At 71.0% G+C, this 12406-nt stretch carries 13 protein-coding genes; 6 read left to right on the forward strand and 7 right to left on the reverse strand.

All coding sequences use genetic code 11. The features are described from left to right. Positions 1-3: 3 nt before the first annotated feature. Positions 4-546, forward strand: a complete 543-nt coding sequence (locus MA875_RS04135; protein WP_248240460.1) for a hypothetical protein — start codon at positions 4-6, stop codon at positions 544-546. 8 nt (positions 547-554) lie between these two features. Here the strand turns inward: MA875_RS04135 and pth are convergent, their stop codons facing one another. Both pth and MA875_RS04145 read right to left on the reverse strand, forming a co-directional pair. Further along, entirely contained in the window at positions 555-1139 is a 585-nt protein-coding gene (pth, locus tag MA875_RS04140; protein WP_248240461.1) for an aminoacyl-tRNA hydrolase, read from the reverse strand. Between the two features lie 9 nt (positions 1140-1148). Beyond that, entirely contained in the window at positions 1149-1814 is a 666-nt protein-coding gene (locus tag MA875_RS04145; protein ID WP_248240462.1) for a 50S ribosomal protein L25/general stress protein Ctc, read from the reverse strand. Between the two features lie 233 nt (positions 1815-2047). Here MA875_RS04145 and MA875_RS17425 point away from each other — a divergent pair, with 233 nt between their 5' ends. From MA875_RS17425 to MA875_RS04155, 3 genes are read left to right on the forward strand one after another with little or no spacing between them, the layout of a single operon-like run. Then, positions 2048-2170 carry a hypothetical protein gene (locus tag MA875_RS17425; protein WP_282448644.1) on the forward strand — a complete coding sequence of 41 codons (123 nt, stop codon included), beginning with the start codon at positions 2048-2050 and terminating at the stop codon, positions 2168-2170. Between the two features lie 53 nt (positions 2171-2223). Continuing rightward, positions 2224-3819 carry an NADP-dependent phosphogluconate dehydrogenase gene (gene gnd / locus MA875_RS04150; RefSeq protein WP_372492512.1) on the forward strand — a complete coding sequence of 532 codons (1596 nt, stop codon included), beginning with the start codon at positions 2224-2226 and terminating at the stop codon, positions 3817-3819. Positions 3820-3833: 14 nt separating this feature from the next. Beyond that, positions 3834-4826, forward strand: a complete 993-nt coding sequence (locus tag MA875_RS04155; protein ID WP_248240463.1) for an NAD-dependent epimerase/dehydratase family protein — start codon at positions 3834-3836, stop codon at positions 4824-4826. 6 nt (positions 4827-4832) lie between these two features. Here MA875_RS04155 and MA875_RS04160 read toward each other — a convergent pair whose 3' ends face one another. After that, complete coding sequence (locus MA875_RS04160) at positions 4833-5513, reverse strand: ABC transporter ATP-binding protein (protein ID WP_248240464.1); 681 nt, start codon at positions 5511-5513, stop codon at positions 4833-4835. A gap of 80 nt (positions 5514-5593) precedes the next feature. Beyond that, on the reverse strand, positions 5594-7066 hold the full coding sequence (locus tag MA875_RS04165) for an ABC transporter permease (RefSeq protein WP_248240465.1): 1473 nt from the start codon (positions 7064-7066) through the stop codon (positions 5594-5596). Between the two features lie 163 nt (positions 7067-7229). Between MA875_RS04165 and MA875_RS04170 the strand changes: the two genes are divergently transcribed. Continuing rightward, a complete protein-coding gene (locus tag MA875_RS04170; protein ID WP_248240466.1) occupies positions 7230-7961 on the forward strand; it encodes a response regulator transcription factor in 732 nt (243 codons plus the stop codon). Next, positions 7958-9436: a sensor histidine kinase gene (locus MA875_RS04175; protein WP_248240468.1), complete on the forward strand. Its 1479-nt coding sequence runs from the start codon at positions 7958-7960 to the stop codon at positions 9434-9436. Before MA875_RS04170 ends, MA875_RS04175 begins: the two co-directional genes overlap by 4 nt. Here MA875_RS04175 and MA875_RS04180 read toward each other — a convergent pair. The 3 genes from MA875_RS04180 to MA875_RS04190 form a co-directional block, all read right to left on the reverse strand. After that, positions 9430-10932 (reverse strand): FAD-dependent oxidoreductase, encoded by a 1503-nt coding sequence (locus MA875_RS04180; RefSeq protein WP_248240672.1) that lies wholly within the window; start codon positions 10930-10932, stop codon positions 9430-9432. The genes MA875_RS04175 and MA875_RS04180 overlap by 7 nt on opposite strands. A gap of 65 nt (positions 10933-10997) precedes the next feature. After that, positions 10998-11900 carry an FAD:protein FMN transferase gene (locus tag MA875_RS04185; RefSeq protein WP_248240469.1) on the reverse strand — a complete coding sequence of 301 codons (903 nt, stop codon included), beginning with the start codon at positions 11898-11900 and terminating at the stop codon, positions 10998-11000. A gap of 1 nt (position 11901) precedes the next feature. Then, a complete protein-coding gene (locus MA875_RS04190; RefSeq protein WP_248240472.1) occupies positions 11902-12360 on the reverse strand; it encodes an FMN-binding protein in 459 nt (152 codons plus the stop codon). Positions 12361-12406: the final 46 nt, after the last annotated feature.

Raw genomic sequence — 12406 nt, forward strand, 5'->3', positions numbered from 1 at the left:
AGCGTGACCACACCCGCAGCGCCCGGAGCGCCCACCCCCGGCGGCTACACCCCCTTTCCGGGCTCGTCCGCACCGCCGGCGTACGCAGCCCCCGCGGGTTACCTTCCCCCGTCCGGCTACGCCCCGGGATCCGGGTGGGCTCCCTCGCAGCCCACGCCCGCGCGCGGGGCCGCCCTGGGCCTCACGGCCTTCCTGCTGTCGATGGGGGCGGCGGTGCTCGCGCCCGCGGCCGCCGGGATCGGCGGCTACGCCATTGGCGCGGGCACCGGCGAGCGTCTCATGGCAGGCACCCTGGGCACGGACTTCGACTGGTCGCTGCTGAGCCCGGTGCGGGAATGGGTTCTGCTCGTCGAGGTCGGCTTCTGGGCCGGGACGGTCCTGGGCGTCTGGGCCATCGTGCAGGGGATCATCGCGATCGCCCGTCGGGCCGGGCGCGGCTGGGGCATCGCCGCGGTGGTCTGCGCGGCGGTCGGCCCCGTCATCTTCGGCCTGACGCTTCAGGCGGTGATCGTCGCCGGGCTTGCGGCGTCGGCCTCCACAGGCTGACCCGCGCCTCAGGCGCGGGGGGCGTGGAACCGCTGCTGGGCGGCGACGAGCCCCTGCTCGATCAGGTCCTCCACCGCATCGGCGGCGTCGGCGACGAGCATCGTCACGGCGTCGCGGTCTCCCGCGGCGAAAGGCTGCAGCACCCAGTCGGCGGCGTCCTGGCGGCCAGGGGGGCGGCCGATCCCCACCCTCACCCGCGCGAAGTCAGGGGAACCCAGGGCCGCGGCCACATCGCGCACGCCGTTGTGTCCCCCGTGTCCGCCGCCCGCCTTCAGCCGCACGGTGTCGAAGGGGATGTCGAGTTCGTCGTGGACGACGACGATGCGATCCGGCTCGGTCCGGTAGAAGCGCGCGAGCTGGGAGACCGGACCGCCGGAGACGTTCATGAACGAGTTCGGCTTGGCGAGGATGAGCTTGGCTCCGCCGGGACGCAGCCAGGTCTCCGCGACGCGCGCGTGAGCGCGATGCGCGCGGAAGGGGGCGTCACGACGGTCGGCCAGCTCGTCGAGGACGAGCTGGCCGACGTTGTGACGCGTGCGCTCGTAGCGGGGTCCCGGGTTACCGAGCCCCACTACGAGCCACGTGTCCGGCATGGCCGGTGGTCACTCGCTGTCGGAGGCCTCGTCGCCCGACGCCTCGCCGTCGCCCTGCTCGGACTCCTCGGCCTGCTCGGCGGCGACCTCGGCGTCGGCCTCGGCGATCTCCTCTTCGGCGATCAGGGTCGAGACCGGCACGGCGATCGCGACCACGAGCACATCGGCCTCGGTGACCAGCGACGCACCGCGCGGGAGGGTGAGGTCACCGGCGGTGATGTGCGTGCCGTCCTCCAGACCCTCCACGTCGACCTCGATGGTCTCGGGGATGTGGGTGGCCTCGACCTCGAGCGCGACCGTGGCCGAATCGAGGTTGGCGATCGTGCCCGCGAAGGGCTCACCGGTGATGACGACGGGGACGTCGACCTGGACCTTCTCACCCTTCTTCACCACGAGCAGGTCGATGTGCTCGATGATCTGGTGCACCGGGTCCTTCTGCACGTCCTTGACCAGAGCCAGCTGGGACGCACCGTCGACCGACAGGTCGAGGACGGCGTTCGCGCGACGGATCAGCAGCGCCGTCTGGTGGCCCGGCAGGGCGAGGTGGACCGGGTCGGTGCCGTGGCCGTAGAGGACGGCGGGGATCTTGCCGGCAGCGCGGAGGCGGCGGGCGAAACCCTTGCCGAAGTTCTCGCGGCGCTCGGCCACGACTGTCGTGTCGGTCTCGGTGGGCATGGTGTTCTCCTCGCAGGCTTTCGCCTGTCGTCTCGGCCTGGGCGGCCTGGGTCTGGGTCTGGGTCTGGGTCGACTCGAACGCGAGCGCGTGAGGAAAACGAGCCTTCACACCCTCGTCGATCACGGATCCGCTCGTCTGCTCTCGCAGAAGGGGTCCCTCGCCGAAGTCCAGTGGGAGAGTCTACCAGCGACCGGCGATAGCATGGGGGCACGGCCATCCCGACGGAGGACACATGGAATACGGCTTTCTCTCGCACGTGCTCGTCTGGGTCGTCGGGGCGATCACGGCGGTCGGAGCGGTGGGCTTGGTCCTGGCCGTCTTCGCGATGGGCCGCACCGCGTACCGCAAGGACTGACGCCCGTTCCGGCCGGGTCGGGCCGGTGGCGACCGACCCGATAATCTGAAGCCGTGACCGATCCTTCCCACGCGCCGAAGATCTCCACCGACCGCGACGACCAGCCCGGGTCGACCGAGGAACATGAGGGCGCTCCGGCGCCGGAAGACGTTCCCCGCCCTCGCGCCGAGGCCGGGGTCGCCGCCCCGTCCGATGCCGCCGCGACGGCGAACATCGGCGTCGTGGGCCTGGCGGTGATGGGCTCGAACCTCGCCCGCAATCTCGCCAGCCGTGAGGGCAACACTGTGGCGGTGTTCAACCGGAGCCGCGAGAAGACCGACCACCTGCTGCAGGCCCACCCCGAGGCGGGATTCGTCCCCGCCTTCTCGTACGAGGACTTCGCCGCGGCCCTGTCCACTCCCCGTACCGCCATCATCATGGTCAAGGCCGGCCGCGGCACCGACGCGGTCATCGACGAGCTCGTCCGCGTCTTCGAGCCCGGCGACATCATCGTCGACGGCGGCAACGCACTGTTCAGCGACACCATCCGCCGCGAGAAGGCCGTGCGCGAGACCGGGATCAACTTCGTCGGCATGGGTGTCTCGGGCGGCGAGGAGGGCGCGCTGCTCGGCCCGTCCCTCATGCCCGGCGGCTCGGATGAGTCCTGGGTGACGCTCGGTCCGATCCTGCGCTCCATCGCGGCCGTCGCCGAGGGCGAACCCTGCGTGACGCACGTGGGACACGACGGTGCGGGTCACTTCGTGAAGATGATCCACAACGGCATCGAGTACGCCGACATGCAGCTGATCGCCGAGGCGTACGACCTCATCCGTCGGGGCACCGGCAAGTCCCCCGCCGAGATCGCCGACGTCTTCGCCGAGTGGAACCGGGGCGAGCTGGAGTCGTACCTGATCGAGATCACCGCCGAGGTGCTCCGTCAGGTCGACGCCACGACCGACCGCCCGCTCGTGGACGTGATCGTCGATCAGGCGGGCGCCAAGGGCACCGGCGCGTGGACCGTGCAGACCGCCCTCGACCTGGGCGTGCCGGTCTCGGGCATCGCCGAGGCGGTCTTCGCCCGGTCGCTGTCGTCGCACCCCGAGCAGCGAGCGGCCGCGGCCGGACTCCCCGGACCCGCGGGCGACGCGGTGGGCGCGGCGGTCACCGATCCCGATGCATTCATCGAGCAGGTCCGACTCGCGCTGTACGCCTCGAAGATCGTCGCCTACTCGCAGGGTTTCGACGCCATCCGCGCCGGTGCCGCCCAGTACGGCTGGAAGATCGACCTCGGCGCGGTGTCGCGCATCTGGCGGGGTGGCTGCATCATCCGCGCCCAGTTCCTCAACCGCATCGCCGACGCCTACGCCGCGGCGGAGGATCTGCCGGTCCTGCTCTCTGCGCCCTACTTCGTCGAGGCGCTGGGCCGCGCGCAGGACGCGTGGCGGCACATCGTCGCGACGGCGGCGGAGGCGGGGATCCCCGCTCCCGCCTTCTCGTCGTCCCTGGCCTACTACGACGGGTTGCGCGCCGCGCGCCTGCCCGCAGCGCTCATCCAGGGTCAGCGAGACTTCTTCGGCGCCCACACCTACCGCCGCATCGACCGCGAGGGCACGTTCCACACGCTGTGGTCGGGGGATCGCTCCGAGGTCGCAGCCGAGGACACGCACTGATCTAGGGTCGGAGGATGACGCGACGCATCCTCTTCCTCGGCGGTACCGGAACGATCAGCGCGGCGTGCGTGCGCCGCGCGGTGGCGCGCGGGGACGAGGTCACCGTCGTCAACCGCGGCACCGGACGACGGCCGCTCCCGTCGGAGGTGCGCACGCTCACCGCCGATCTGCGCGACCCCGAGGCCGTGCGGGCGGCCGTGGGCGCAGCGGAGTTCGACGTCGTCCTGCAGTTCCTCGCCTTCACCCCCGAGCACGTCCAGACCGACCTGGACCTGTTCGAGGGACGCGTCGGGCAGTACGTGTTCGTCAGCTCGGCGTCGGCGTACCAGAAGCCGCCGGTGCGCCTTCCGGTGACCGAGTCCACGCCGCTGCGCAATCCCTTCTGGCAGTACTCGCGCGACAAGATCGCCGGCGAAGACCTGCTCGTCGCCGCCTACCGCGAGCGCGGCTTCCCGATGACGATCGTGCGTCCGTCGCACACGTACGACGAGCAGCTCCTTCCGACCCTGGGAGGCTGGACGGACATCGCGCGGATGCGGGAGGGTCGGCCCGTCATCGTCCACGGCGACGGGACGAGTCTGTGGACCATCACGCACAGCGACGATGTCGCCGTCGCGATCACGGGCCTCGCGGGCCGTCCCGACGCAATCGGTGAGGCGTTCACCGTGACCGGCGACCACGCACCCAGCTGGAACCGGATCTACGGCTGGCTGGCCGATGCGGCAGGTGTCCCCTCGCCCGACCTCGTCCACGTGGCATCCGAGACGATCGCCGCCTTCGCCCCCGACCTCGGCCCGACGCTCCTCGGCGACAAGGCGCACTCGATGGTCTTCGACAACGCCAAGGTGACCGCTCTGGTGCCGGAGTTCGAAACGACGATCACCTTCGACGAGGGCGCCCGACAGATCGTCGCCTTCTACGACGCCCATCCCGACCGTCGACAGGTCGACGCGGACCGCGATGCGCTGTTCGATCGCATCGCGGCCCACGCACGACAGGCGGGATGAGTGCCCTCACCGCGTGATGTCGCGGACCACTCCGTTCTCCAGGCGCAGCCGACGGCGGGCGCGCCCCGCGACCGCGGAATCGTGCGTGACCACGATGAGCGTGAGGCCCTCGTCGTTAAGTCGCTGGAGCACCCCGAGGATCTCGTCCCTCATGCTCTCGTCGAGGTTGCCGGTCGGTTCGTCGGCCAGCAGCACCCGCGGACGCTTGACGATGGCCCGCGCGATCGCGACGCGCTGCTGCTGACCCCCGGAGAGCTCCCCCGGCCGGTGGTCGGCGCGCTCCGCGAGGCCGACCCGGCCGAGCGCCTCGCTGACGCGCTCCCGTCTCTCGGGGGCCGCAAGGCGCAGCGGCTCGAGGGCCATGTCGACGTTCTCGCTCGCGGTGAGGGTCGGGATGAGGTTGAACCCCTGGAACACGAACCCGATCTCGTGCGCACGGATGCGACCGAGGCGGCGGTTGTCGGCAGTGGCGATGTCGAGCTCACCGAGGTGCACCGACCCGGTGCTCGGACGGTCGAGGGCGCCGAGCAGCTGCAGGAGCGTCGACTTCCCCCCTCCCGTGGGCCCCTGGATCGTGATGAAGTTTCCGGCCTCGATCTCCAGATCGACGCCGACGAGCGCAGACACTTCGCGTCCTTTCTGGGAATACGTGCGGGTGACGCCCTTCAGGCGGTAGAGCGGGGTCATGACGGGTTCTCCTGTCTGGGGTGCCGGATGAGAGGGGGCGTGGGGTTGAGGGGGCGCAGCGGAATGCCGGTCGGCCACGGTCAGCCCACCGATCTCAGTGCCTCGGCCGGGCTCAGCCGGGCGGCTCGCCATCCGCCGAAGGCGCCGGCGAGGAGACCGCCGAGGATCGAGATGCCGACGGCAGCGAGGATCACCCAGAGCGTGACGGGAGCCTGGAGGACCACGTCTGCCGCGGCCGTCGTCATCGCTTCGCCGAAGCCCCCGCCGCCCGGTCCGCCCGGACCGACGCCACCCTCGGGGCCGGTCGGGGTCTGCGCGGTGGCCGTCGACGAGAGGGTCGGCGCGACGAGATTGATCACGAGGATGCCCGCCAGTCCGAGGGCGACTCCCACCGCTCCCCCGATGAGACCCTGGACCACCGACTCCCCGGCCACCTGACCGACGACGCGGCCGTTCGACCAGCCGATGGCCTTCAGCGTGCCGAACTCCCGCGTGCGCCGCGACACACCCGAGATCGTGAAGAGGACGGCGAGCACCAGCGCGACCGCGAGGACGATGAGCGACAGCCAGGTGCCGAGGTTGGTGATGAGGGATGAGGCGCTGGAGAGCGACCCCGACACCGAGGCGGCGAGGTCGGACTGCGAACTCACGGTGGCATCGGGAAGCTCGTCCTGGATGGCCGTCTGAAGGGCGTCGATCGCATCGGACGATTCGGCCTGGACGTAGACGGTCGAGACGACGTCGCCGGCGCCGGAGAGCTCCTGGGCGACATCGAGCGGGATGTAGACGTTCGCGGCGGTGTCGGCCTCATCGGATGTGGATGCCACGATGCCGACGATCTCGAATTCGGTGCCACCAATCTCGATGGTGTCTCCGACGCCGAGCTCTTCACTCGTGGCGTAGGTCGCGTCGAGCACGGCGACCTCCTGCCCGGTGTCGTCGGCCATCAGCGCGCGTCCGTCCGCGACGTCGACGGCGGACATGGGTCCGATGCCCTCGGCGCCGGGTTCCAGTCCGAGCACGGTGAAGGAGTTCAGGTCGAAGGACCCGCCGCCGAATCCGCCGCCTCCGCCCCCGGACTGCTGGGGCGGCTGTCCCGGCATCGTCGTGTCGTCGCCGGTGCCGCTCGGCGGCTCGGGAAGCTCGCCGGAGAAGGTCACATTGGTCAGGCTCAGTGCGCCCACCGCGGAGGCGACGCCGTCGGTCGAGGTCACCGTGTCGATGACCGACGCGTCGAGGGTCGATCGGAAGGGCTCGGTCATCAGGCGCGACTGGTTCAACTGGGTGGTGCCGTCCTCGCCGGTCTCTCCGCCGTCCTCGTCGAAGTCGAACTGCGCCCCGCCCTGTCCGGGTTCGGCGGTGCCGCCGGTCACGGTGAGGTCGGTGCCGATTCCGTAGACCGATTCCAGGGCCTGGGCCTGGGCATCGCGGACACCGGCCGCCAGCGAGGTCACGATCATCACGAGGGCGATGGCCAGCGCGAGCCCGGCTGCCACGATGATCGTCTGCTTCTTTCGCCCGGCGAGCTCTCGCCGAAGGTACGTCCCGTACATGGGTCTCCTCTCGCCGGGCTGCGGTACCGGCTGTCGAAGCGACGCTAGGGATGCGGCCAAAGAGCATCGTCAGGAGGGGTTATGCGATCCCTATGGACGGCTCTCAGCCGGCGCATAGCGGACACCATAGGAAATCCATAGCTGAGCCCGCACACTGGGGTGCATGACGACCCTCGCACCCTCCGCACTCCGCCGCCCCGACGGGCAGGCGCTCCGCCTCCTCGTCGTGGACGACGAGCAGATGCTCACCGACCTGCTGTCGATGGCGCTGCGGATGGAGGGCTGGGAGGTGAAGACCGCAGCCTCGGGCTTCGAGGCGCTGCAGGCGGTGCGCGATTTCCGCCCGGACGCGATGGTGCTCGACATCATGATGCCCGACCTCGACGGGATGTCGGTGCTGCAGCGTCTGCGCGCCTCCGGCGATGACGTGCCGGTGCTCTTCCTCACCGCGAAGGACGCCGTCTCCGACCGTGTCGCGGGCCTGACGGCCGGCGGGGACGACTACGTCACCAAGCCGTTCAGTCTCGAGGAGGTCGTCGCGAGGCTTCGTGGCCTCATGCGCCGCGCGGGGACGGCCCAGACCGCCGAGGCCGAGCCCATCCTCCGCGTCGGCGACCTGTCGTTGAATGAGGACAGCCACGAGGTCCAGCGCGCCGGGGTGGAGATCGAGCTGACCGCGACGGAGTTCGAGCTGTTGCGCTTCCTCATGCGCAACCAGCGCCGCGTGGTGTCCAAGGCGCAGATCCTCGACCGGGTGTGGAACTACGACTTCGGCGGGCGCTCCAGCGTGGTCGAGCTCTACATCTCCTACCTCCGCAAGAAGATCGACCAGGGCCAGGAGCCCCTCATCCACACCGTGCGCGGCGTCGGGTACATGATCAAGGCGCCCCAGTGAGGCGAGCCCGCCACCCCTGGACGCTCCAGCGACGACTGATCGTCACGATCGCCGCGATCGTCTCGCTCATCCTCATCCTGGTGGGGGTCGCCACCTCCGCGATCCTCGGATCGGTGCTGGAGCGGAGCCTGGACAGTCAGGTGGAGGCGACGGCGAACCGGGCGGCGACCTGGATCCGGCCGCTGATCGGCAGCGGCGCCACCGCCGCCGACATCCTGGGGGAACAGGCGCCGCAGCCGGGCTTCCTGCTCGTGATGGGCGACCCCGTGACCGGGGAGACCACCGCGGCGGCCACCGACGACCGCGGACGCGTGGTCGAACTCAGCGACGCGCAGATCACCGAGCTGGTCGAGCGGCTCGACACGGCGGGTCCGGCGGTGACGGCGCTGGATGGGGTCGGCACCTATCGGCTGGCGAACGTCCCCGCCTCCCCGGCCATCGTCGTGGTGGGGATTTCCCGCACCGCCGTGGCGACCACCATCGGTGAGATGCTCCTGACGATCGCGCTGCTGACCCTGGGCGGACTGCTCCTGCTGGCAGTCGCCACGGCGTGGACGGTGCGCGCGGGGCTTGCTCCGCTGCGCTCCGTCGCCGAGACCGCCCGCCGGGTGGCGGCGCTTCCGCTCGATCAGGGCGAGGTCTCGATCAGGGACCGCGTTCCCGACGACGAGGCCGATCCGCGGACCGAGATCGGCCAGGTCGGGCAGGCCCTGAACACCCTTCTGGACCACGTGTCGACCTCGCTGACCGCACGGCAGCGGAACGAGGAGCGGATGCGCTCGTTCGTCGCCGACGCGAGCCACGAGCTGCGCACGCCTCTGGCGTCGATCCGCGGCTACTCGGAGCTGTCGCTGCGCGCTCTGGAGCGCGGCCACGACGGCGGAGCCCTCGACACCGCCGAGGCGTCGCTCGAGCGTATCCAAAGCCAGTCGCTGCGGATGACCTCGCTGGTGGAGGACCTGCTCCTGCTCGCCCGGCTCGACGAGGGTCAGGAGCTGGTGTACGGCGCGGTGGATCTGTCGCAGCTGGCCGTCGAGGCCCTCGGCGACGCCCAGGCGGCGGGGCCTGATCACCACTGGGTGGCCGAGGTGGGCGAAGATCCCGTCGTCGTCGCCGGCGATGCGCGGCGCCTCCACCAGGTCATGGCCAATCTCCTGGGCAACGCGCGGATCCACACCCCGGCCGGCACCACCGTCCGTGTCTCGGTCGAGCGCGAGGGGTCGGACGCGGTGGTCCGGGTTCGCGACGACGGCCCCGGCATCGACCCGGCGATCGCCGACGAGCTCTTCGAGCGGTTCTCCCGCGCCGACCGATCGCGGGCGCGCAACACCGGCGGCACCGGACTCGGTCTCTCGATCGCCCGCGCGATCGTGGTGGCCCACACCGGCACCCTCACCGTCACGAGCACGCCCGGGGACACGACGTTCGAGATGCGTCTGCCGGCTCGCCCGGAGGATCCCGCCGCGGATCAGTAGCCGCTGAAGGCGTCGGTGGTCAGCGACCGTGCCCGACGGAGCGCCGGGGCGAGCTCGGCGATCAGACCCGCCGGCCCCGAGACGAACGCGTGCCGTGCGGAGATGTCGGGAACGACCCCCAGCAACCCGTCGGCGTCGAGGCGCACGCCGCGCGCCCAGCGCCAGTGCGCCGGGAGGTCGGCGGGCGCCCCGCGGGTGAAGACGATGACCGGCACCCCCGAGGCGGCGATCTCGTCGCGGTAGGCGAGCTCCGCGGCATCCGAGGCGACATAGACGAGCACGATGTCGCGATCCTCGTCGGTCAGACGGTGGTGCCGCAGCTGCGAGACGAACGGGGTGATCCCGATGCCGGCGGCGACCAGAAGCACCGGGGCTGTCGTGCTCGAAGGCAGAAGGAAATCACCCCACACCCCGGTGACCCGCACCTCGGCACCGGCTGGGGTCTCGGCCAGAGCGCGTTTGAAACTCGACGGGGCGCCCGCCGCGGGCTCCCGGTAGGCGATCTTCAGTTCCGGGAGGTCCTCGGGCGCCGAGGCGATGCTGAACTCCCGGCGCGTGCCGCGTCCGTCGGCGCGTCGGTGCGGCACCTCGAGCTCGAGGTACTGCCCCGGCGCGAAGAACAGCGGCCCGGAGACGACGAAGGTGAGTTCGCGCACGGTGGGCGTCAGGTGCGCACGCTCGGCCAGTCGGAGTCGATGGGCCGTACGCACGGCGAGGAGGAAGGCGAGCACGTTGCCGATGAGGAGGGCCCGCTCCTGCCCGAGGCTGAACGCCCCGATGACGGTAGGCCAGCCCGCCAGCGCACCGACGACGAGGGCGACCAGCAGCTGCTGCCATCTCCTGGGCGGAAGGGTGAGCGGCTCGGAGAGCATGAAGGCACCGAGGAACAGGAACGGCGAGGAGAACAGCACCTGCGGAAGGATGTCGCCGAGCGCCACCGGCACACCCAGCGCGGCGTACTGCGAGAACACCCGGACGAGCGCGACCCCGACGGCGACGACGAGGAAGAGGGCGGCGATGCGGAGCTTCTCCGCCCGCCACAGCACGATCACCCCGAGGATGATCACGGGCGCCGCCAGGACCGGGCTTCCCACCCACCACGCCGAGGCGCCGAGCGCGGGCACCCAGACACTGAGCAGGGTGAGCGCCGAGGCGCCCGTCGCCGCGGGGTTGAGGATGTGTCGGCCGCGCCAGGCCAGGACGTACTTCGACAGCGCGGCGATCGCGCCGGCGAGGGCGGCCCCGAGGAGGAGCAGCGGATCCAGCGACGGGCGGAGGACGAACAGCAGGATGCCGGCGGTGATGACCGAGGACTCCCACCGCCAGGCCAGGCGCAGTACCCGCTGCGCGAGGAGGTCGACCGCTCCGCACGTGAGGACGAGCACGACGGCGGTGACGAGGATCTCCAGCGGCCCCTGCGTCAGCAGTCCGAACAGCGACAGCAGGACCGAGATCGCCGTGAGCGCGGCGAGCGCGAGCAGCATGACGCGATACATCGAGAAGCGGCCGAGAACCGCGAACACCCGGGCGGTGAGAGAGCGGAGGCCGACGGTCAGGGCGTTCACGATGCCACCGTATCCGCCCGCCGGAACAGCTCGGCGGGATTGCCCGGCGACCATTCCACCCGGCCGTCGGTGAACATCCTGACCCACTCCACGCCCCACCGGTGGGCGATCTCCGGACCGCCGTCAAAGAACAGCGCGGTGGCGATCGCATCCGCGGTCATGGCATCGGGCGCGAAGGCCCACGAGGCGGCGATCGTCCGCACCGGCTCGCCGGTGCGCGCGTCCAGGACGTGGTGCAGGCCGTCGCCCCATCGCCGCCGGTTGGTCGCCGAGGCGCAGACCGCTCCCGAGGCCGCGGTGATCACGCCGATCGCGCGGGTGGTGTCGAACGGGTGCTCGAGGGCGATCCGCAGCTCGGCCCCGGTCACCCGGAGATCTCCCGAGGCGTCGACCACGAGCGGTCCCGTCACACGCTCGGCGAGAAGACCGTGGACGATATCGACGAGGCGGCCCTTGCCGAGGGCCCCGACGTCGATCGTCGCCGGTCGGGAAAGGCGAAGGGTGTCCGGGCCCCAGGACAGCACATCGCGCCAGGAAGGCGCCGGTTCGGGTCCGCGGTCGGTCAGGGACATCCCCTCGTCGTACCCCCGACGGGCGAGGACCCCACCGACGAGCGGACTGACCGCGCCGCCGGTGGCATCGGCGATCTCGGTCAGGCGCGAGAGCAGCAGGTCGGTGTCTTCGGGCGCGAGCGTCTCTCCCCCGCGCCGGGCCAGGCCCATGACGACGGAGTCGTCGCGGAACCTCGACCACGCGCGATCGAAGGCATCGACAGCCGCGGCGACTTCCGCGCGGTCATCCGCGGTCAGCGCCTGGGCGGTGCCGACCTCCCACCGGGTGCCGATGGCCTCGAAGCGCCAGATCTCGGGCGTCGCGGGCGCTGCCCCGGGCGCGGTCATCTCACGCCGCCGCTTCAGCCTTGATCTCTTCGACAGCGGCGTTGAATCCGCCGCTGGTCAGCGAGGACCCCGCAACCCGGTCGACGGAGAGGTCGTCGATGTTCTGACCGACGACCTCGTCGGCGATGCCGCCGATGAACTGCGACTGGTATCGCTCGGACTCGGGACGCTGCGGGTCTCCGGTCACTTCGACGTCGGTGACGATGTCGTCCCGGAGCGTGAGGGTCACCGAGATCTGCTCGACCGACTCGGGGGTGTTGTACGTGCCTTCGGCGGTATACGTGCCGTCCGCATAGGGTCCTCCGCTCGTCCCGGTTCCCGCGTCGCCGGTGGACCCGGCTCCCTCGGTTCCGGCGGCGTCAGCCCCACTGGAGCATCCGGCCAGCAGAAGGACTCCGACGACGCCGACACCGGCGGCACCGACGCGGACGGGACGGGGGGCGAGGTTCAGACGGATCAAGGTTCCTCCTGGGGGTGGGAGTGGCTACCGTCATCCTGGCGCGGTG

Origin of the sequence: Microbacterium kunmingense (assembly GCF_023155745.1) — a bacterium.
Classification (GTDB): Bacteria; Actinomycetota; Actinomycetes; order Actinomycetales; family Microbacteriaceae; genus Microbacterium; species Microbacterium kunmingense.

Coding starts and splice junctions, on each gene's coding strand:
- pth (WP_248240461.1), bottom strand. CDS start 1,139: ATGCCGGACACGTGGCTCGTAGTGGGGCTCGGTAACCCGGGACCCCGC.
- MA875_RS04145 (WP_248240462.1), bottom strand. CDS start 1,814: ATGCCCACCGAGACCGACACGACAGTCGTGGCCGAGCGCCGCGAGAAC.
- MA875_RS17425 (WP_282448644.1), top strand. CDS start 2,048: ATGGAATACGGCTTTCTCTCGCACGTGCTCGTCTGGGTCGTCGGGGCG.
- MA875_RS04155 (WP_248240463.1), top strand. CDS start 3,834: ATGACGCGACGCATCCTCTTCCTCGGCGGTACCGGAACGATCAGCGCG.
- MA875_RS04160 (WP_248240464.1), bottom strand. CDS start 5,513: ATGACCCCGCTCTACCGCCTGAAGGGCGTCACCCGCACGTATTCCCAG.
- MA875_RS04165 (WP_248240465.1), bottom strand. CDS start 7,066: ATGTACGGGACGTACCTTCGGCGAGAGCTCGCCGGGCGAAAGAAGCAG.
- MA875_RS04170 (WP_248240466.1), top strand. CDS start 7,230: ATGACGACCCTCGCACCCTCCGCACTCCGCCGCCCCGACGGGCAGGCG.
- MA875_RS04180 (WP_248240672.1), bottom strand. CDS start 10,932: ATGTATCGCGTCATGCTGCTCGCGCTCGCCGCGCTCACGGCGATCTCG.
- MA875_RS04185 (WP_248240469.1), bottom strand. CDS start 11,900: ATGACCGCGCCCGGGGCAGCGCCCGCGACGCCCGAGATCTGGCGCTTC.